The sequence below is a fragment of the Arsukibacterium sp. UBA3155 genome (assembly GCA_002364615.1).
Taxonomy (GTDB): Bacteria; Pseudomonadota; Gammaproteobacteria; order Enterobacterales; family Alteromonadaceae; genus Alishewanella.
The window spans coordinates 380,879-401,957 of the sequence record DEYP01000025.1 but is presented as its reverse complement, the minus strand read 5'-3'; the positions used below and the strand labels follow the sequence as shown (position 1 = coordinate 401,957).

General features: G+C 47.3%; 20 protein-coding genes. 16 read left to right on the top strand and 4 right to left on the bottom strand.

Annotated features, from left to right (window positions below):
* Positions 1 to 7 precede the first annotated feature (7 nt).
* A complete protein-coding gene (locus tag B2X65_RS13735; RefSeq protein ID WP_290613452.1) occupies positions 8 to 1,213 on the top strand; it encodes an argininosuccinate synthase in 1,206 nt (401 codons plus the stop codon).
* A gap of 5 nt (positions 1,214 to 1,218) precedes the next feature.
* Entirely contained in the window at positions 1,219 to 2,610 is a 1,392-nt protein-coding gene (gene argH, locus B2X65_RS13730; RefSeq protein WP_290613450.1) for an argininosuccinate lyase, read from the top strand.
* 112 nt (positions 2,611 to 2,722) lie between these two features.
* On the opposite strand, the gene B2X65_RS13725 is transcribed toward argH, so the two are convergent.
* Positions 2,723 to 5,425: a penicillin-binding protein 1A gene (locus B2X65_RS13725; RefSeq protein ID WP_290613448.1), complete on the bottom strand. Its 2,703-nt coding sequence runs from the start codon at positions 5,423 to 5,425 to the stop codon at positions 2,723 to 2,725.
* A 153-nt stretch (positions 5,426 to 5,578) separates the two neighbouring features.
* On the opposite strand from B2X65_RS13725, the gene B2X65_RS13720 reads away from it, so the two are divergent.
* The 9 genes from B2X65_RS13720 (at position 5,579) to B2X65_RS13680 (ending at position 14,550) form a co-directional block, all read left to right on the top strand.
* Entirely contained in the window at positions 5,579 to 6,658 is a 1,080-nt protein-coding gene (locus tag B2X65_RS13720) for a pilus assembly protein PilM (protein WP_290613446.1), read from the top strand.
* Complete coding sequence (locus tag B2X65_RS13715; protein ID WP_290613444.1) at positions 6,646 to 7,242, top strand: PilN domain-containing protein; 597 nt, start codon at positions 6,646 to 6,648, stop codon at positions 7,240 to 7,242. The genes B2X65_RS13720 and B2X65_RS13715 overlap by 13 nt, the downstream gene beginning before the upstream one ends.
* Complete coding sequence (locus B2X65_RS13710; protein WP_290613442.1) at positions 7,239 to 7,838, top strand: type 4a pilus biogenesis protein PilO; 600 nt, start codon at positions 7,239 to 7,241, stop codon at positions 7,836 to 7,838. The genes B2X65_RS13715 and B2X65_RS13710 overlap by 4 nt, the downstream gene beginning before the upstream one ends.
* Entirely contained in the window at positions 7,835 to 8,371 is a 537-nt protein-coding gene (locus tag B2X65_RS13705) for a pilus assembly protein PilP (protein WP_290613440.1), read from the top strand. Before B2X65_RS13710 ends, B2X65_RS13705 begins: the two co-directional genes overlap by 4 nt.
* Before the next feature lie 18 nt (positions 8,372 to 8,389).
* Positions 8,390 to 10,456, top strand: a complete 2,067-nt coding sequence (locus B2X65_RS13700) for a type IV pilus secretin PilQ (protein WP_290613438.1) — start codon at positions 8,390 to 8,392, stop codon at positions 10,454 to 10,456.
* A gap of 167 nt (positions 10,457 to 10,623) precedes the next feature.
* Positions 10,624 to 11,142: a shikimate kinase AroK gene (gene aroK / locus B2X65_RS13695; protein ID WP_290613436.1), complete on the top strand. Its 519-nt coding sequence runs from the start codon at positions 10,624 to 10,626 to the stop codon at positions 11,140 to 11,142.
* A gap of 18 nt (positions 11,143 to 11,160) precedes the next feature.
* A complete protein-coding gene (aroB, locus tag B2X65_RS13690; RefSeq protein ID WP_290613434.1) occupies positions 11,161 to 12,216 on the top strand; it encodes a 3-dehydroquinate synthase in 1,056 nt (351 codons plus the stop codon).
* A complete protein-coding gene (locus B2X65_RS13685) occupies positions 12,216 to 13,670 on the top strand; it encodes an SPOR domain-containing protein (RefSeq protein ID WP_290613432.1) in 1,455 nt (484 codons plus the stop codon). The genes aroB and B2X65_RS13685 overlap by 1 nt, the downstream gene beginning before the upstream one ends.
* A gap of 1 nt (position 13,671) precedes the next feature.
* Positions 13,672 to 14,550 (top strand): Dam family site-specific DNA-(adenine-N6)-methyltransferase, encoded by an 879-nt coding sequence (locus tag B2X65_RS13680; RefSeq protein ID WP_290613430.1) that lies wholly within the window; start codon positions 13,672 to 13,674, stop codon positions 14,548 to 14,550.
* Here the strand turns inward: B2X65_RS13680 and B2X65_RS17860 are convergent.
* From B2X65_RS17860 to B2X65_RS13670, 3 genes are all read right to left on the bottom strand, one after another.
* A complete protein-coding gene (locus tag B2X65_RS17860; RefSeq protein WP_414631421.1) occupies positions 14,489 to 14,683 on the bottom strand; it encodes a DUF2970 domain-containing protein in 195 nt (64 codons plus the stop codon). The two genes, B2X65_RS13680 and B2X65_RS17860, sit on opposite strands and share 62 nt — an antisense overlap.
* A complete protein-coding gene (locus B2X65_RS13675) occupies positions 14,683 to 14,937 on the bottom strand; it encodes a hypothetical protein (RefSeq protein WP_290613428.1) in 255 nt (84 codons plus the stop codon). Before B2X65_RS13675 ends, B2X65_RS17860 begins: the two co-directional genes overlap by 1 nt.
* A gap of 146 nt (positions 14,938 to 15,083) precedes the next feature.
* Positions 15,084 to 15,764 (bottom strand): TorF family putative porin, encoded by a 681-nt coding sequence (locus B2X65_RS13670; RefSeq protein WP_290613426.1) that lies wholly within the window; start codon positions 15,762 to 15,764, stop codon positions 15,084 to 15,086.
* 221 nt (positions 15,765 to 15,985) lie between these two features.
* Here B2X65_RS13670 and rpe point away from each other — a divergent pair, with 221 nt between their 5' ends.
* The 5 genes from rpe (at position 15,986) to B2X65_RS13645 (ending at position 21,035) form a co-directional block, all read left to right on the top strand.
* Positions 15,986 to 16,663, top strand: a complete 678-nt coding sequence (rpe, locus tag B2X65_RS13665; protein WP_290613424.1) for a ribulose-phosphate 3-epimerase — start codon at positions 15,986 to 15,988, stop codon at positions 16,661 to 16,663.
* An 81-nt stretch (positions 16,664 to 16,744) separates the two neighbouring features.
* Positions 16,745 to 17,749: a tryptophan--tRNA ligase gene (gene trpS, locus B2X65_RS13660; RefSeq protein WP_290613422.1), complete on the top strand. Its 1,005-nt coding sequence runs from the start codon at positions 16,745 to 16,747 to the stop codon at positions 17,747 to 17,749.
* Positions 17,750 to 17,800: 51 nt separating this feature from the next.
* Positions 17,801 to 18,400, top strand: coding sequence for an anthranilate synthase component II (locus B2X65_RS13655; RefSeq protein WP_290613420.1), 600 nt, complete (start codon positions 17,801 to 17,803; stop codon positions 18,398 to 18,400).
* Between the two features lie 11 nt (positions 18,401 to 18,411).
* Positions 18,412 to 19,527: an HDOD domain-containing protein gene (locus B2X65_RS13650; RefSeq protein ID WP_290613418.1), complete on the top strand. Its 1,116-nt coding sequence runs from the start codon at positions 18,412 to 18,414 to the stop codon at positions 19,525 to 19,527.
* 290 nt (positions 19,528 to 19,817) lie between these two features.
* Positions 19,818 to 21,035: an aspartate aminotransferase family protein gene (locus tag B2X65_RS13645; RefSeq protein ID WP_290613416.1), complete on the top strand. Its 1,218-nt coding sequence runs from the start codon at positions 19,818 to 19,820 to the stop codon at positions 21,033 to 21,035.
* Positions 21,036 to 21,079 lie beyond the last annotated feature (44 nt).

Genomic DNA, 21,079 nt, shown 5'->3' with positions numbered 1-21,079 from the left:
GGTAATAATGAGTATAAAAAAAGTGGTATTGGCCTATTCAGGTGGCCTGGATACATCAGCTATTGTACCGTGGTTAAAAGATAACTATGACTGTGAAGTTATTGCCTTTGTCGCCAATGTTGGTCAGGGCGAAGAAGAGCTGGCCGGAGTTGAGCAAAAAGCCATTAACTCAGGAGCCAGTAGCTGTTATGTGGTGGATCTGCAGCATGAACTGGTCAATGAAGTTATTTATCCAACGTTAAAAACCGGTGCCGTTTATGAAGGCCAGTACTTACTGGGGACCTCAATGGCCCGCCCGGTGATTGCCAGAGCTCAGGTAAAACTGGCGCTGGAGTTGGGTGCTGATGCGCTTTGCCACGGTTGTACCGGTAAAGGTAATGATCAGGTGCGTTTTGAAAGCTGTTTTGCGGCGCTGGCACCGCAGTTAAAAGTTATCGCGCCATGGCGTGAATGGCAGTTTAACTCCAGGCAGTCGCTGCTTGATTATCTGGCTGAAAAAAAGGTGCCGACAACCGCTTCTGCCACCAAGATTTATAGTCGTGATGCCAATCTGTGGCACATATCACATGAAGGCGGCGAGTTGGAAGACCCATGGTGCGAGCCGTCTGAGCAAGTGTGGATGTGGACAAAATCACCCGAGCAGGCGCCAGACCATCCGGCTTATGTTGAGCTGGCATTTGAGCGTGGCCTGTTAACCCGGGTTAATGGTCAGCAACTTGATGGGGTGGCCGCCATTCAATTTTTAAATGAGCTGGGCTCTGAACATGGCATAGGCAGAATTGATATCGTTGAAAACCGGCTGGTGGGTATGAAGTCCCGGGGTTGCTATGAAACACCAGGCGGAACCATTCTGCTGGCGGGCTTAAAAGGGTTGGAAGCACTGGTTTATGATCGAAGCTCACTGAAGTATCGCGAAGAAATCGGTCTGGAGTTTGCTCAGCTGGTATACGATGGCCGTTGGTTTACCCCGCTTAAAGACGCGTTACTGGCCGCGGCGACATCGCTGGCAGAACAGTTAACCGGGGATATCGTTATTAAACTGTACAAAGGTAATGTTACTGTTGCGAAACGTCGGTCGGTTAACACTCTGTATTCAGAGGCTTTTGCTACCTTTGAGGGTGACGAAGTGTATGATCAGAAAGATGCTGCTGGTTTTATCCGGTTATACAGTCTGGCCAGCCGGATCCGGGCAATGCATCAACAAAAGGATTAAGTACTATGGCGATGTGGGGAGGACGATTTACTGAAGCCACCCTGAGCGAGTTTCGTGATTTTAACGACTCTCTTAGTTTTGATTATTTGCTGGCCCAGCAGGATATTGCCGCATCCAGAGCCTGGACCAAAGGCCTGCAACACGCCGGCATTATAAGTGCTGATGAAGCCAGCCAACTTGATCAGGGGTTGGCCGATCTGGCGATCGCGATAGAAGCTGATCCCCGTTTGCCATTGCAGACAACCGAAGAAGATATCCATAGCTGGGTGGAAAGCCAGCTTACCGCCAAGCTGGGGAGCGTAGCGAAAAAGTTGCATACTGGCCGCAGTCGCAACGATCTAGTCGCAACCGACTTGCGGTTATGGACTCGTTTGCAAACAGGCACGGTACGAAAATCGTTGTTGGCGGCACTGGCAGCATTGCTTGAATTTGCCGAAAAAGCTGAGCACGCGGTAATGCCGGGCTTTACCCATTTGCAGCGTGCCCAACCGGTGTTGGTTGCTCACTGGGCCCTGGCTTATGTCGAAATGTTTAAGCGTGACCTGGGCAGACTGGACGATGCGCTGGTGAGAATGGACAGTTGTCCGCTCGGTTGCGGTGCATTGGCCGGGACCGGCATAAATATCGATCGTCAGGTTCTGGCATCTGAGCTGGGCTTTGGTAACGCGGCCTTAAATAGCTTAGATGCGGTATCGGACCGGGACTATCTGGTCGAACTCTCCGCAACGGCCAGCTTGTGCATGACGCATTTATCGCGGTTGTCAGAGGATGTTATTTTCTTCTGCTCTGGTGAAGCTGGCTTTTTTAAGTTAGGTGATGCCATCAGTTCTGGTTCTTCACTAATGCCGCAAAAGAAGAACCCAGACGTATTTGAGCTATTGCGTGGTAAAACCGGCAGGGTGCTGGGTCACCTGGTAGCCATTTTACATGTTCTCAAAGGTTTGCCGTTGGCTTATAACAAAGATATGCAGGAAGATAAGCAGGGCTTTTTTGATCTGATGCACAGTTGGCAACAATCATTACTGGTATTGGCGACCGTGTTGCCTCATTTAACGGTGAACCAGCAACAATGTCGTAAAGCTGCTGAGCTTGGTTACAGCAATGCCACCGATCTGGCTGATTATCTGGTAAGCAAAGGTATGCCATTTCGGGATGCACATGAATGTGCCGGTGAGCTGGTGTTAGTGGCGTCAAAGCAACAGCTGCCGCTGGAAGCATTGAGCCTTGCTGAGTTGCAACAGGTGAGTACGTTAATAAGTGATGATGTTTATCCTGCCCTGACACTGGAAGCTGGTATGGCGCGACGGTGCGCCTTGGGCGGAACGGCATCAGAGCAGGTTATGCAGGCACTGGCGAGTGCTAAAGTCTGGTTTGAAAAAGCGGCTAATAGTCACTAGCAGGGTTAATACGAGGTAATGAAAAGCATAAAAGGCCAGCGTTATTGCTGGCCTTTTTATTGGATAGATAAACCGTAATTCTGGTGTCAGTTAATCGTGTGTAAGGTACGTATCAAAAAAGTTCAGATTCGTCCGGTTCAGCTTTCTTATCATTATCGAAATGAATTTGCTGTACGCTATTCTGACTATACTGTGTAGGTTCAGTACCAATTTTAAAAAATTCAAACGTGCTGGTATGGTCGGTACTGCGACTCAGTAAGCCACTGGCTAAATCAATCCGTACCGACGCCAGGCCAGTAGGGGGCTGTATGGGTTCTTCCGGATAACCAGGTAGCACCATTGCCATATAATCAAGCCAGGCAGGTAACGCGGTTCGGGCACCTGACTCGGTGCCGGCACTCTGATCCTGCCCCATATTGGCATGCCACTGCGCCCGGCCAAGACTGCGGTTGGCATCATCAAAGCCGACCCAGGTAGTCACTGCCGTTGCGGCGGTAAAACCGGAGAACCAGGTATCTTTAGAATCATTGGTAGTACCGGTTTTTGCAGAAATGTCACGTCGTTTTAATCGTTGAATGCGCCAGGCCGTGCCATTCCAACCGGTACCCTGACGCCAGTCGCCACCGCCCCAGACACTGCTGGTCAGTGCATCAGCAATTAAGTACGCATTCTGACTACTGACTACCTGCTCCGCTACTTGCGGTTCTACCGGATCAACCGGTTCAACCAGTTCGGCTTCAGCTGCTGGCTCCGCTGCTTCAGACTGTTGCATGGCGTTAAACAGTTCCTGTAACTGTTGCTCACTGTCAGCAGTAAGTTCTGGCGCAGCCGTCTCTGCTGTATCTGGTAGCAATTCGTTTGGAGTCTGAGCCTGGGCCAGACAATCACGACAGGCAATTTCTGGATAATGTTGAAAAATAACTTCATTCTGTTCATTCAGTACCCGGTCAACAACAAACGGCGTGACCAGAAAACCACCATTTGCAAACGCCGCGTAGCCAGTGACTACTTCGAGCGGTGTTAATGATGCAGAACCTAATGACAGGGTTTCGTTGCGAGGCAAATCATTCGCGGCAAAGCCAAATCGCTGTAAATGACGAATACTTTGGTCGATACCGACACCACGTAGCAAACGAACTGACACCACGTTTTTCGATTTAGCCAAGGCTTCCCGGATCCGGATTGGTCCATCATATACCGGGGGCGAATTACGTGGTCGCCAGGCAATACCTGCGTTATCATCCCATTGATGAATGGGCGCATCATTCATTATCGAAGCCAATGTATAGCCGTGCTCCAACGCAGCAGAGTAAATGAAAGGTTTGATATTTGAACCGACCTGGCGTTTTGCCTGTGTTGCCCGGTTAAATTGACTCTGACTGAAACTATAGCCACCAACTAACGCCTGTATGGCCCCATTTTCAGGATTAACGGCGACTAGCGCGCTACTTGCAGCCGGTATCTGGCTCAAACGCCATTGCTGCTCTTGTTGCCGCACCATAACATGCATACCTGGCGCCAGAATAGCCGCAGCACTTTTGGGTGCCACACCCTGACGCTCATCAGTTATAAAGGCTCTGGCCCACTTTAACCCATCCCATTCCAGCGTTATTATCTGATCACTGGCCAGCAACACTTCAGCGCTTTTGTCGTTCACCGTAAGTACCACAGCCGGAAATAAATCCTCAATACCTTGCTGCTCACTTAAATAGGACAATATGTCGTTATGTTCGGGGCGGTTAGTTTCGTTAAACAATGGTCTATCGGTGCTTTGTGCCGGTTCCGCCGGAGCTGTTGTTTCTGCATTTTCGGATGAGTTGATTGCTGCTAGCTCTGCTTGCCATAAAGTTGCTACTGGCCCGCGGTAACCATGGCGCTCATCATATTGATACAAGTTTTGTTGTAAGGCTTGCTTTGCCGCCTGCTGTTCGTTGCTCTGGATAGTAGTGTATACCCGGTAGCCTTCAGAATAAGCCGCTTCTTCCCCAAAGCGTTCGATCATCTGCTGACGAACCATTTCAGCAATATATGGCGCTGAAGCCGTGATCTGAGCACCATGCAATTTACTGGTAATAGGGGCTGCTAACGCAGTTCGGTATTCTTGTTCATTGATAACATCGATAGCACGCATTCGGGTAAGTACCGTATCCCGCCGTTTTTTTGCGTTTGCGGGAGAACGGATAGGATTCAGTATAGAGGGCGCTTTGGGTAAGCCAGCTATAATAGCAATTTCATCAAGGGTTAATTCGGTAACGGTTTTGCCAAAATAAACTTGCGCAGCGGCACCAACACCAAAAGAACGATGACCTAATTCAATTTTATTCAGGTAAAGCTCAAGAATTTCATCTTTTTCCAGAAGGTTCTCAATTCGGAACGCCAGGAACACTTCTTTAATTTTGCGCATGATCTTTTTCTCCCGGCTCAGGAAGAAATTACGCGCTAACTGTTGGGTAATAGTACTGGCACCCTGACTAAAGTCGCCTGAGGACGCAACCACGGTAAGGGCGCGCATTATGCCAATAACATCTATACCAGGATGTTCATAAAACCTTGTATCTTCAATAGCTAAGAAAGCCTGAATCAGCAAAGGTGGCATTTCATCCAGTTTTAAAGGGATACGCCGTTTCTCACCAAATTGTGAAATAAGCTGGCCGTCAGCAGTATAAACCTGCATCGGCGTTTGTAGCTTTACTTCCTTCAAGGTTGCCACATCTGGCAGATCATTTCGGACATAAAAGTACATCGCAACGATCGTCAGGATCCCGGCGAAAAAACCAACCAGGCAGACTATTAAAAGTTTTTTAACCCAAGACACTGAATAACCCCAATTTTTACTCCCAATTCCTTTACAACGCTGCTAGTATATATTTATTGAGTGTCGATGAAACGCTTTTTCTTGCTAAAAAATAGCGTCTGAGCTAAGAATACGACAATAATAAACATAACTATAAAATGGCCGCAGGAAGCTATGATAAAAAGCCTGTTCAGTAAACAAACACCTATGATGGTTGGCATTGATATCGGTGCTCACTCTGTCAAGGCTGTGCTGTTAAGTCAGCACGGTAACCAGTACAAGGTCGAGGCCTTTGCTGTCGAGCCGATGATCAAAGGCGCAATGTCAGATCGTGAGATCCAGGACATTGAAGCCGTCGGCAATGTGATCGGCAAGATCCGTAAGAAGATCCCAAGGTCGATCAAATTCGCCGCTGCTGCGGTTTCTGGATCCACCGTGATCAGCAAAGTGATCTTCATGGATGTGTCATTAACTGATGCTGAATTGGAAAGCCAGATAGAAGTTGAAGCGGATACCTTAATTCCTTACCCATTAAATGAAGTTAGTCTTGATTTCGAAAAGCTGGATGTGAATGAGTCCGATCCGTCCAAAGTCAATGTGTTGCTAAGCGCCGCACGGACCGAGAGTGTTGAAGCAAGAGTAGCCGCATTAGAGAATGGTGGTTTTAGTTCCAAGCTGGTTGATGTTGAAAGTTATGCCTTGAGCCGGGCTGCTGAATTATGTCTTAAACAGTTGCCAGATGATGCGGCTGGTAAGGTTGTGGCACTGGTTGATATTGGCGCCACTATGACCTTACTGAGTATTGTTGAAAAAGGTAAGACACTGTATACGCGGGACCAGGCCTTCGGTGGTGAGCAATACACCCGCAGTATTTTGTCTTATTACAATAAAAGTTATGACGAAGCTGAACTGGCTAAAGTGAGTGGTGATTTACCGCCAAACTATACCTTCGAAGTGTTGGCGCCGTTTCAGACCATGTTATTGCAACAAATACGGCGCGGCATCCAGATGTATCTTACCAGTAGTGGCCGCGATGCCGTTGACTACCTTATTGTCTCTGGAGGTACCGCGTTAATTGAAGGCATAGACAGGCTACTGATTGACGAACTTGGCATCCACACTGTGGTGGCCAATCCATTTAAAACAATCGATGTTGCCACTTCAGTTGATCGTGAACAATTAAATAAAAGTGCCCCGCAATTAATGGTTGCCAGTGGCCTTGCCTTACGGAGTTTTTCATCATGGCATATATAAATTTACTGCCCTGGCGTGAAGCTGCGCGCAAAGAAAAGCAAAAACAATATGTAACCGTACTGGCGATGACTGCAGTAATGAGTTTTCTGGTGTTTTTCCTGATTAACATGGTCTACAGCAGTATGATTGATGGCCAGTATCAGCGAAATCGCTATCTGGAAAATGAAATTAAAGTGCTCGATCAGAAAATTGCTGAAATTCGCACTTTGAATGAAACAAAACGTAGTTTACAGCAGCGAATGAGCCTGATTGAACAGCTACAGGGCAGCCGAAACCTGGGTACAGAAATTATGTCTGAAATTGCCCGGGTAGTACCATCGGGTATTTATTTGACGCAATTAGAGAAAAAAGGCTCTAATTTATTATTGATTGGTCGTAGTGAGTCAAATAACCGGCTGTCAACGATGTTGCGCGATGCTGAACAGTCAGAATTACTGGATAGTCCGCTACTTGAGTTTATTGAAGCGGGTAAAGATGAATCTCGGTTACTCAGTAACTTTAAAATGCATCTTACCGTGAAAGGCTATGAAGCGGTGCAGGATAGTGAGCCGGTTACACCCAGTGCGAGAGGTGGTGCACGATGAGCCTGAATTTCAATTTATCTGAAATCGATATTAATGATCTTGATATTGAAAACATGGGCTCCTGGCCCGTTGCAGCTAAAGTCATTTTCACCATTATTTTGGCGGCTTTAGTTGGGACTCTGAGTTATTTCTTATTAATTGACAGCAAAATTGATGAATTAAACAGTGCTGAGCGAAAAGAGACGGAATTGCGTCAAGTTTACCGTACTCGCTATGCTTCAGCAGTTAATCTCGATTTGTATAAGCAGCAGATGATTGAAATGGAAAATACGTTTTCATTCTTACTGAAGCAGCTGCCAACCACTCACGAAACCCCAGGCTTACTGGACGACATAACCTATGTTGGTACCACAAGCGGTTTAACCTTTCTGAGGATTAACTGGGAGCCGGAAATTGAAAAAGAATTTTATACTGAACTGCCGATTAAAATAGACGTGGTAGGCGACTACCATCAATTCGGTAACTTTGTGAGTGAAGTTGCCAAATTACCGCGGATAGTCAGTTTGCACGATTTCTCCATTCAAACAGAAAAAGACGAACGCTTACGTTTTAATGTTACCGCGAAAACGTACCGCTATAAGGAGACTGCGCAATGAGAAAACTCATCTTAGCAGTTTCTGTTGCAACCTTACTGTCAGGTTGCTTTGACGACTTAAGTGAAGTTCAGGCCCATATGGACTCTGTTAAAGCCAGTACTCAGCCACGAGTAGAGCCGCTGCCAGAGGTTAAAGAGTTTGAGCATATTGCTTATTTATCTCAAAATAGCCGGAGTCCGTTTTCAGAGCCACGGCCTGAAGCTGTTCAGGATCGATTCTTGCAGGTACAGGATTGTCTGCATCCGGATCCGAGACGGCGCAAGGAACCGCTGGAGAAGTATGCACTTGATAACCTGAAAATGCGTGGGACCTTAGGTGATACCGGTAATATCTGGGCGTTGATCGAAGCGTCAGATAAAACCCTACACCGGATAACGTTAAATAATTATGTTGGTTTATTTCATGGGCGGGTAATTAGTGTCGAGCCAACCCATGTAGAATTGTTAGAGTTAATCCCAGACGGGGCAGGTTGCTGGAAAGAGCGGACGACCATGGTTCAAATGGTTGAAACTACAGCAATGACGAGTAATTGATAGGTGTGCGAGTATATCATGGATAAAATAATCAAAAGAATTTCCCGAGGAATCACCGGCACCCGGCTGGCTGTGACAGCGTTATTGTTGTTCGCATTGCCTGCAGCAGCAGTCCCATTGCTGTACGATGTCAGGTATAACCCCTTGCTCACCGGCGAAACAGAGATCGAGTTTATATTCGATGAAGATCTGTACACAGATCCGAGTATTCAGGTGTTTAATGAACCAGCCAGGATAGAGCTGTATTTCGATAACTCTGACTACGAAGAAAAACTTGAACAAGTGATGATCGATAAGGCCGGAGTAAAAAGAATAAAGTCTGAATTCCTCGGCGAAGGTTTTAAATCAACAATTTATCTTGATTATCTGAAAATATACCGGACCCGGGTGCGCGGTAATGTGTTTTATATGCACATTTCTGATAATCCGACTGCTGAGCAGGTAGGTCAGGCCGCAGACGTAACACCGACCTATATTAACCGGGTGCAGGCTATAGATTTTCGTCGTGGCGAGAAAGGTGAAGGCCGGGTGTTAGTGTTCCTGCGCGAAAATACTGCAGCAGTAGATGTCAGTGAGCGTGCTGGAAAGTTAATTGTTGAATTCCATAATACTGACATTTTAGATGAGTTGTTGTATCAGCTGGATGTCATGGATTTTGGTACTATCGTTACCGGAATAGAAACTTTTAAGGAGGGCGCATCAGCCCGCTTAGAAATTGCGACCAGCGACGCCTTCACTTACACCTATCAGCAGATAGATAATATTTTCACGCTTAACATTGAGCGCGATACCACCAATCGTAGTATTCTGGGCGGCGGTCGTGAGTATAAAGGTCGTCCTATATCACTGAATTTTCAGGATATTCCGATCCGTACAGTATTGCAGATTATCGCAGATTATAACGGTTTTAACCTGGTCACCAGTGATTCGGTTACCGGCAACATTACCTTGCGTTTAGATGGTACGCCGTGGGATCAGGCGCTTGATATCGTATTGCGTGTTAAAGGCCTCGATAAGCGGATGGATGGTAATATTCTGATGGTAGCGCCAACTGAGGAATTATCAGCCAGGGAAGCCCGCGAGTTAGAAGCGAAGCAGCAGGTTGAACAACTTGAGCCACTTTATTCAGATTATTTGACCATTAATTATGCCAAAGCAGCTGATCTGGCTGGTTTACTAGCCAACCGCGAAGCCACGTTGTTGTCCAGTCGTGGCAGTGTGGTTGTAGATGAGCGTACTAACACCATTTTAATTAAAGACACGGCCAAGAATATTGAAAGCGTCCGTAAATTGATCGAGCGGTTAGATGTGCCGGTTCGTCAGGTATTGATTGAATCAAGAATGGTAACGGTACGCGACAGTGTTACCGATGAGTTGGGTATTCGCTGGGGCTTTAGTGACCAGCAGAGTACCAGTGGTGGCAACCGGGGCGTATCGGGTAATGCTTCAGGCTCAAACGCTATTTCTACTGGCCAGTTCCCGGCACTGGATGACCGCTGGAACGTTAACCTGCCTATCCAGAATCCGGCAGGCAGTATTGCATTCCATGTTGCACGTTTAGCTGATGGTACCTTGCTTGATTTAGAGCTTTCAGCACTCGAGCAGGAAAACAAAGGTGAAATTATCGCCAGTCCGCGGATCACTACCTCGAATCAGAAAGAAGCTCGAATTGAGCAAGGTGTAGAGATCCCTTATGTACAGGCGGCATCCAGTGGTGCCACCACCGTTGAATTTAAAAAAGCGGTACTAAGCCTGACAGTAACGCCACAAATAACGCCGGATAATAAAATTATTCTGGACCTGGTAATTACCCAGAATACCCGCGGTGAAACGGTTCAAACTCCAACAGGACCAGCAACCGCGATAGACACACAACAAATTCAGACCCAGGTACTGGTGGATAACGGCGAGACTATCGTGCTTGGTGGTATCTATCAGCAGCAAATACTATCGACAGTGTCGAAAGTACCTATGTTTGGTGATATCCCTTATGTTGGTGCTTTATTCCGGTCAAAACGTGATGTTAATGAGAAAAACGAGTTACTTATTTTCGTCACTCCTAAGATCCTGACTGAAGGCCAGTAAAGGCGGTTTGATTCGGGAGCTGCGCAGCAGCTTCCCGAATCAAGTCAGATTTAACTTGCCAACGAAAGGCCATTCCTGACATAATTCAGCGCTTCAAATTTTCGCGGGAGCCTTTTGGTCCTTCAATTCAACTTTTCATTGAGTAAGCTGATTTAGCACTACGACATATGGCAGAAAAACGTAATATCTTCCTTGTGGGCCCGATGGGCGCAGGCAAAAGCACTATCGGACGTCATTTAGCAGACATGCTTCATCTTGACTTCTTCGATTCAGATCAGGAAATTGAGCGCCGCACTGGTGCTGATATCGCCTGGGTATTTGATTTGGAAGGTGAAGAGGGCTTCAGAGTGCGTGAAGAAACGGTCATTTCCGATTTAACCGAATTGCAGGGTATCGTTTTGGCGACGGGTGGTGGTTCGGTGATGAGTAAAGAGACTCGCAACCGCTTATCAGCACGGGGTATTGTGGTTTATCTGGAAACCCCTATAGAAAAGCAGGTAGCTCGGACTCAACGTGATAAACGCCGTCCTTTGCTGCAAACTGAAGAAGCGCCGCGTGAAGTGTTAGAACGCCTTGCTGCGGATCGGAATCCTTTATATGAAGAGATTGCCGACTTTACCGTGCGCACAGACGAACAAAGCGCCCGCGCAGTCGCAAACCAAATTATTGAACAGTTGGGTTTTTAACGAAAAAGGGAGCTGCAAATGCAAAAAGTTGAAGTCCAACTTGGTCAGCGCAGCTACCCGATAGATATCAATACCGGCTTTAGTTCTCTTGTCGCTTCGCTGGCCGATACCCGGCAAGTCGTCATCGTTTCAAATCCTACCGTGGCGCCGCTATATTTAGCAAAAGTTAATGCCCTGTTTAGTCATTCCCCTGTGCACATCCTGATTGAAGATGGTGAAGCTTTTAAAAGTCTGGCGTCTTTTGAAAAGATTTTATCATTTTTGCTGCAACAAGGCGTCTCCAGAGACGTGTTACTGGTTGCACTGGGTGGCGGTGTTATTGGTGATCTTACTGGTTTTGTTGCCGCGAGTTATCAGCGGGGCGTTCGTTTTCTGCAAATACCCACAAGTTTATTGTCTCAGGTCGACTCTTCAGTTGGTGGGAAAACAGCAGTAAATCATCCTCTTGGCAAGAATATGATTGGTGCTTTTAAGCAGCCTGAGCAAGTTATTATCAGTACTGAAACTCTGAAGACGTTGCCTCAGCGCGAATTTGCGGCTGGTATGGCAGAAGTCGTTAAGTATGCCTTGCTGGGTGACAACAGGTTTTTAGACTGGCTATTGCAGCATAGTGAGCAGATCCTGCAGCAGCAACCCGATATTCTGGCCCAGATGATTAAACATTGTTGTCAGATGAAAGCGGATATTGTTAGCCGGGATGAAACCGAACAAGGCGAGCGTGCTTTGCTAAATCTTGGACATACCTTTGGCCATGCTATTGAAGCCTTTATGGGCTATGGCAACTGGTTGCATGGCGAAGCAGTTGCCGTGGGTATGATGATGGCAGCAACATTGTCGGCGCATCGTGGCTGGCTGAGCCAGCATGATGTGGCTCTTGTTAGCAGAGCATTGCAATGTTTCAGCTTACCGGTAGCTGTGCCTGACTCGATGCAGATTGCCGATTTTCTACCTTATATGAAAACAGACAAAAAAGTAAAAAACGGTCAAATGCGTTTTGTGCTGTTGCCTGCTCTGGGCCAAGCCAGACTGGTCGCTGATGTGACTGAAGCTGAATTAGTGCAGGTTTTTGGGTAATGGATACCTCGGTATTACAGCAAAAACTGGCTGAGCTGAATCATTTGCTGCCATCACAACATGAACTACTAAACCGATTATTGTTTCAACTGGCGTTTAATGACTTCCAGAATATTGGTCTGGTAGGGACCAAAGGCAGCGGTAAATCGACAATTAGCTTAGCTCTGGCTGAGCTTTTCTCAGATCAGGCTAACGTTGCTCTGTTAACCGGGCCGCTAGCGCCAACTGAAATAGAGGCGTTACTGCAGCAACACTGGTTTGGTCGGCAAACTGCAACAGTCTCCTTATCTGACTTGATGGCTGAACCGGTAGCAGGTGCGCAACCTTTATTATTAATCGTTGATAATTTTGACCAGCTGACTGTTCAAAGCCAACAAAAATTATTGCAGCTTGATTGCCTCGGTTTTTTTCTGATTGCTGAACCCTCAGTCGAGATGGCACTGAATTTAAGTATTAATATTCCAACGCTGCAAGATGCAAGTCAGGTACTTAAAGACCAACCCCTTGACCCACTGGCCATTGCTGAACGATTCGCAAGCAGCGCTGGTAACATGCACCTTTTGCACTCCGAGGTGATTAAAGCTGAAGAACGAAAGCCCCATTCTGTGGTGTTCTGGTTGCTGCCTGCGGTGATAGTTGTACTGTTGCTCACCGGGTTAATTAGTTGGTTACAACCAGAAACCAAAGAACAAGCAGTAGCAGACCCCATGACCAGGCGAGAAATACTGCAAGACAGTTCTGCAGCAAACAGCCCTGAGCGGATAAGCAACCCTGAGCCGATAAGCAGCCTTGAGCTGACAGCTAGCCCTGAGCCGATAAGCAGCCCTGAGCTGACAGCTAGCTCTGAGCCGACCAAAAGCATCATTGATGAGTCGGCAGGCAGCCCTGAGCTTGAAGACAGCTCTGCCACGCCAGCAAGCCGTGAGCTTAACTCTGCCCCTGAAGTTTTAAATGCTCAGCCAGAGGTAATGACTAAACCCGCAGAACCTGAAACAAGCGACATACCTGTTTCAAATGATGTTGCCAACGAAGCGGAAGTCGACGTAACCAATGAGCCCGTTCCCGACTCGACTATTGCTAGTGCGATTGACAGCAGCAGTGTTGCTGCGGCCGCAATCGATTTTCGCTATCAAGAGCTGCAATTGCTGGCATTGCCGGCAGAGTTCAGAGTATTGCAGCTAGCCGTATTGTCTTCTGAAGAAGCGTTGGCACGTTTTATCCGCACCTACCCTGACACAGACATCGTGCTGTATCAGCGCAGCTGGCAAGGACAACTACAGTGGGTATTGTTGGCTGAGGGGCATTATTCAGATGTGAGTAGCGCCCGCCAGGCAAGAACATTGTTGGCAGAACCTTTGCGCGCGGCAGGCCCGTTTATAAAGCCAGTTGGTCAGGTACAGCAAGAAATTAAGGCGTTGGCTCGATTGCGTGCTGAGTCAGAAGTGCAGGAATAACATGGTGAATGTAAAGCGTAACCGGGCTTTTCTCAAGTGGGCCGGTGGCAAATATAGCTTGGTACCTGAACTGGTTAAACATTTGCCTAAGGGGCCAGAGCTGGTCGAGCCATTTGTCGGTGCCGGCTCCGTGTTTTTGAATACCGATTATCCACGTTATTTGCTCAATGATATCAATGCAGACCTGATCCAGCTGTATCAAATTGTTCAGCATAAAGCAGACGCTTTCGTCGCTGATGCCCGCAGCCTGTTTTGTGCCAGTGCAAATCTTCGTGATAGCTATCTTGGCATGCGGCGACAATTTAACGAAAGCGTTGATCCGTATCAACGGGCAATTTTATTTCTATACCTGAACCGGCATGGTTACAATGGTTTATGCCGGTATAACTTGTCAGGAAAATTTAACGTGCCGTTTGGCAGTTATAAAAAGCCATATTTTCCAGAGGCAGAGTTGTATTATTTTGCTGAAAAAGCACAAAAAGCCCGATTCAGTTGCAGTAGCTACCAACAGGTGTTTGCCACTCTGACGCCTGGCTCAGTCGTATATTGTGACCCACCATATGTCCCTCTGAGTAAGACGGCCAGCTTTACCAGTTACGCCCGCCAGGGTTTTAATCTTGATGATCAGGCACAACTGGCCAATCTGGCAGAGCAGGCGCAGCAAAAAGGCCACAGTGTTCTGATCAGCAACCACGATACGACCTGGACCCGGAAAATTTATCAGCAAGCAGCACTTCATAGTTTAAAGGTCGGTCGGTCGATTAGTCAGAATGGCGCTGGCAGGGGGAAGGTGGCAGAATTATTTGCACTATATGACGCTACGCCAGTACCAGTGATACCGTCAGTAGCAAAGCTGCAACAAATAGCAGTGCGGCGATAATGCCCGCTATAATGTAAGGTACAATGCTTTTCGTTTGAAAATCCAGCTGGCGTTGTTTCTCTGACTGCACACCTGCAAATGCACCCAGCACGGCTTTAATTACCTGCCATATGCTGGTATTGCTTGCGGTCATTAGTTCGATTTACTACTGGCAGGCGTCAATCTGTTTAGTAGTTCAAGAAAGTCTACAAAGTGAAATTGGGTAGAACGACTGTCGCCTTTAATCCAGCTTAGCCAATTCTGTTGAACGTTATGGCATAGTTCAGTTGCTGTTGCACTGGTACCATCCTGGCACAAAGGGCTTATTTTCGCATAGCTAATGGCGGCAATGGCAAGTATCAACGCTGTTCCAATCGCTAACGCTTTACTGCTAATGGTAATTTTCATGTTAAATCCAGTTAACGCTTTAATCACTAACTGCAGAGTGTAATGGATCTGCATAGGGGTTACAAGTTGCTTATTTACTGTACGCGGACGTATCTGAACAGATCAGTTGCTCAGGTGGCCCCGAGCAACTTTTTTACTAACTACACTCAGAAGCCTTTAGAAACGGTGAAAATAACCCGGCTATCACACAGATTGCAGTCATCAATGTCCGTATCAACATAGGCGAGGCTTAACCCCGCGCCTAACACCTCTGTACTTAAACCAATACTCCAGTCCAGATAACTTGCTACACTGTCGTCGTATTCGTTGTGTCCCACATGTAAATCCAGTGCCAGATTATCGGTAAGTGCATAACTATAACCGCCATACAAGTAAAAGTAGGTTCCGGCATTGGCATAGTAATCATCGCTATAAGCAAGACCAAAGGTAAAATCCTGATAGGACAGCGAGCCATAAAGCTCATAAAAATTAGAACCGGCAAATTCTGTATTGGGGTAGCCATACCGCATTACGCCGACATCTGCGGTCCAGTCATCGTTTAACGCACCGCTCCAGCCGAGCATCACATCAAACTCAAGTGTTCCCTGACCACCAAAATCAACGCTGGAACCCCATACCGATACGTAGAAACCAGATTCGTCACTAAGGGTTAAGCCGCCCTGGATTGCTGGCGCTTCGTCTGTTTGTGAAATACCACGAAAGGCATAATCAGAGGTAAAGGTGATATCACCACTCAGTTCAACGGCGTGGCTCTGCGTACTGGTGCTGGCCAGGCCTAATAATAAACTGGCGGTAACTAAGCTGGAAAGTGTCGTTGTCATTTTCATTGGTATTGCCCTTATGTTTATTCCCTGATTAATTCATTCCAATAAGCATGCCAAATAAAAATATTGTATAAATACAGTTATTTAAGTCGTTTTTCTTTTTTCGTTAAAAAGCTAATGCGCTTTGCTGGTGCGCAACTGCTTGCTTTTTGTGCAACTTACAGCACGTGCTTTTTGCCGGTTAATTCAGTAAAGTCTCCCTTTGAAATTTATGGAGCTGTCTAATGTTGCCGTATTTAATTGCCCCCTCTATTTTATCTGCTGATTTTGCCAGGCTTGGTGCTGAGGTTGATAATGTGTTAACCGCCGGTGCCGATGTGGTGCACTTTGATGTGATGGATAACCATTATGTGCCAAACCTGACAATAGGCCCGATGGTCTGTAAATCGTTACGAAATTACGGCATAACAGCGCCCATCGATGTGCATTTGATGGTAGAACCGGTAGATAGCCTGATCCCACAATTTGCTGAAGCGGGTGCCAGCATTATTACGTTTCATCCGGAAGCATCCCGCCATATCGATCGCACCTTGCAACTTATAAAAAGCTATGGTTGTCAGGCAGGTTTAGTGTTTAATCCGGCGACACCATTGAGTTACCTGGACTATGTAATTGATAAGCTGGATGTCATTTTACTAATGTCGGTAAACCCGGGCTTTGGTGGCCAGAAATTTATTCCTGGCACACTGGATAAACTGTCTCAGGTTCGCAAAATGATTGACGCTAGTGGTTTACCCATCCGTTTAGAAGTGGACGGCGGTGTTACGCTGGATAATATTGGTGACATCGCCAAAGCAGGGGCTGATATGTTTGTCGCCGGTTCGGCCATTTTTAACACTGCGGATTACCAGCAGACGATAAACACCATGCGCCAGACCCTGGCCGCAGTGCGCAGCAAATAATTTACTGCGGGAAGTGGTCTCTTGCGGCTATAATGTCGCTCTTTTTGTATGTTTTAACCGGTTAAGGACAGTGAACCCATCATGAGTAGTAAACCAATAGTATTAAGTGGCGCTCAACCTTCAGGACAACTCACCATTGGTAACTATTTGGGCGCACTGCGGCAGTGGGATCAAATGCAGGATGACTATGACTGTCTGTATTGTATCGTCGATTTACATGCCATCACGGTGCGTCAGGATCCGGTAGCACTGCGCAGCGCGTCACTGGACAGTCTGGCGCTTTATCTGGCTTGTGGTATCGACCCGGCACGTTCAGCTGTTTTTATGCAATCGCATGTACCTGAGCATAGCCAGTTAGCCTGGGTGTTAAACTGCTATACCCAGTTTGGCGAGCTTGGCCGGATGACTCAGTTTAAAGATAAGTCAGAGCGCCACAATAACAACGTAAATGCTGGTTTATTTACTTACCCGGTATTAATGGCCGCCGACATTCTGCTGTATCAGGCTAATCAAATTCCGGTGGGTCATGATCAGAAGCAACATTTGGAATTGGCCCGCGATGTCGCGACGCGCTTTAATGCAAGCCATGGCCCTGTGTTTACCGTGCCTGAGCCCTATATTCCGCCGGTAGCTGCCCGGGTAATGAGTTTGCAGGATCCGAGCAAAAAAATGTCGAAATCGGATGAGAACCCCTGGAATTTTGTTGGCTTGCTGGAAGATCCGAAAATGATCAGTAAGAAATTTAAAAAAGCCATGACTGATTCTGAAGATCCGCCACGGGTTCGGTTTGATATTGAGACCAAACCGGGCGTCGCTAATTTGTTAAGTATTCTAAGTGGCGTGACCGGTAAAGCGGTCGCTACCCTGGAGACGGAATACGAAGGCAAAATGTATGGCCACCTGAAAGGCGATGTTGCCGATGCAGTAATCAACTTGCTGGAGCCGGTGCAAAAAGACTTTACACAGCTTCGTGCAGATCTACCGACCCTGCAAAATGTTATGCGTGCCGGTGCAGAAAAAGCCCGTAGCCGTGCTGCAGTAACCCTGGCCAAAGTAAACGATGCAGTAGGTTTCGTTGCTCCCTGATAACGCAGTTCATTCTGATACCATAATGCAGCTGGATTAGCGGAGTCAGGCATGTTGTTAATGATCGACAATTACGACTCGTTTACCTGGAATCTGGTGCAGTATTTTGCTGAACTTGGTCAACAGGTGCTGGTGAAACGTAATGACGAGATTAGTGTGGCCCAGATGGCTGCGCTGGCGCCGGATTACCTGGTTATTTCGCCCGGCCCGGGTACGCCCGATGACGCTGGAGTGAGTCTGGCTGCTATTGAATATTTTGCCGGCAAGGTACCATTACTGGGCGTGTGTCTTGGTCATCAGGCGATTGCCCAGGTTTTTGGTGGTAAGGTGTGTCGGGCGACAAAAGTCATGCATGGTAAAAACTCTGAGATCTATCATCAGGGACAGTCAGTTTTTGCCGGATTGCCCAGCCCATTAGCGGTAACCCGCTACCATTCTCTGCTGGTTGCAGCGAACAGCTTGCCAGCGGACTTGGTGACCACGGCATGGACTAATGCGCCAGGTGAGCCAGCCGAGATAATGGGCTTAATGCATAAGCACATGGCGTTACATGGGGTGCAGTTTCATCCTGAAGCTATTTTAAGCGATGAAGGCAAAGCGATGCTGAATAATTTTCTCCAGCAGCCTGGTGCTGCTGCCTGTGATAGTTAGGTTAATAGCAAATGAGCAAACAGACCGAGCCATTGAATCAGCAATTCTGGGACGACTTTATCGGGGTTAACCCTGAAGTTGCCCGACTGCAGTATCAAGTAAAAACGGGTTTGCCCACCACCCGTAAATTGCTAGCGGTCGATGCACAAGCGATGCAACAACGTTTGGCCGGGCAGCAAGCCAGGCAACAGTTTATTGAATTTGCTCAGGCCCATATGCATGACCAGGTTGCTGATCAACTTTTTCAACGACTGGGCAACATATCGCTGGTGAGCGCATCGATCTTTGACTTGGGTGAAAGTTATCATCAGGTGCTTGATATACTGGCCCACAAAGCGGTTACCATCAATCAGCTGGACCCGTTAATAAGCCAGGTGGACTGGTTAACGGAAGATTTGCTTAAACTGGTTAATCAACCGCAATACCGTAATCGCACAGCCTCAGGTTCAATGATCAAAGACGTCAGAACGGCATTACGTTTTCTTGGGGTAGAAAGTCTGCAACTGATTATACCGGTCTATGGCATGCGTCGTTGTTTACCACACGCCACCGATCCTTTTGTTGGGTTTAAAACCCGGCTGTGGGATTATACCCTGGCATGCGCTATCGCTGCCCGCAGGCTGGCTGAAGACAGCGCCGAGCTGCCGTATGCGGCGTTTTGTATTGGCTTGTTTCACCCACTGGGGCATATTGTCGTAACCCGTAATTATCTGCGAACCTATCAGCAAACCAAGCAAGAAGAGCTGCTAAAAGCCAGAGACGAGCGCAATAACGAGTTGACCGATGCGCTGGATGGACTGGAACCTGATGCCAGCTTCTTAAGTAATAGTTTACTGGAGTTTGCTGATATTCTCAGTGCTGACATTATTTCCCGCTGGTCGCTGCAACACTTGCCGTTGTGTCAGACCTTAGATCAGCTTGCTGAAGGCGTCGGTTTTAATGGTATTAGTCCGTTGGGCCGTCTGGTGCAGCAGGCGCAGGTATATGTGCAGTGGCAGCAGTTAAAGGCGGCTGGCAAAGCCAATGAGCAAGATGCGGCAGCCTGGTTTTCCGCCGTCAAGTTGACAGACGAGCAACTTAACACCCTGGCAAAAACCGATCTGAAGCGTTTAAACATCGATTTATAAACATTTTTTTTGACCATATTCATGCAAACCAGAAATGCTGTTGGCGAAGCAACATCCGGCCAGCTTCAGCTTGGCCGTAGGTCCTGACTTATTCTGACGAGCTTAATTCGCTTTGATTAGTTATTCAGTTCAGTTGCAAATCTATCTGTACCCCTTGATTTTTCTGGCTTTAGCGATTTTCACCAACAAGACAACCGCCCTAAAACCTGCAATAATGGCCGGATAATAATTGGTAGTGGCTGGGTAATTCAGCGCCGCAAACCCACCCGCTCAATATAGAGGAATGTAACATGACAACAGACATTGCAGTAAACCGGGCCTTATTTGATGAAGTGATGGTACCTAACTACGCTCCGGCAAGTGTCATCCCGGTACGCGGCCAGGGCTCACGGGTGTGGGACCAGGACGATCGCGAGTATATTGATTTTGCTGGTGGTATTGCCGTCAGTAGCCTGGGTCACTGCCATCCGGCACTTGTCGGGGCTATAAAACAACAAGCCGATAAACTGTGGCATTTAAGCAACGTGCTGACGAATGAGCCCGCACTGCGTCTGGCCAAAAAACTGGTTGATGCCACTTTTGCAGATAAAGTGTATTTTGCTAATTCAGGGGCAGAAGCCAATGAAGCCGCGTTCAAACTGGCCCGTCGTTGGGCGCTCGATAAGTTTGGTGAGCAAAAACAACAAATTATTTCTTTTGGTAAAAGTTTTCATGGACGCACCTTTTTTACCGTAACCGTGGGTGGTCAGGCATCTTATTCTGATGGATTTGGTCCAAAGCCTGGTGCAGTAACGCATGCCGAGTTTAACAACCTGGACAGTGTTAAAGCGCTGATCTCTGACAACACCTGTGCCATTGTCGTTGAGCCAATTCAGGGCGAAGGTGGCATTATTCCGGCTAAGCCTGAATTCTTGCAAGGGCTACGTGATTTATGTGATCAGCACAATGCCCTGCTGGTATTTGATGAAGTGCAAACCGGGGTAGGGCGTACTGGTAAATTGTATGCCTACATGAATTATGGTGTTACCCCGGATATTTTAACTACGGCTAAATCGTTAGGTGGAGGTTTTCCGATTGGCGCCATGCTAACTACTACTGCTATTGCCAGCCATTTAAAAGTAGGCACCCACGGCAGCACTTATGGCGGTAATCCGCTGGCGTGTGCCGTTGCAGAAGCCGTTATTGATACCATTAATACCCCGCAAATTCTGGCAGAAGTGCTGCGCAACGAGCAAATCTTCCGTGAGTGTCTGCACGAGATTAATAATCAGTATCAGATATGCACTGAAGTGCGTGGCCAGGGTATGCTGCTTGGCGTAGTGTTAAATGAAAAATACCGTGGCAGAGCACGTGATTTTTTCCTTGCTGCAGCTGATCAAGGGCTAATGGCTTTGGTTGCTGGCCCGGATGTTATCCGGTTTGCACCCTCGCTGGTGATTACTGAGCAGGACATTCGCGAAGGGATGAAGCGCTTTGCTGCGGCCGTTAAGCAGGTTGTAACAGCGTAACAACGGTCAGACCGATCATAGTATATTTATTAAAGCGGCATAAA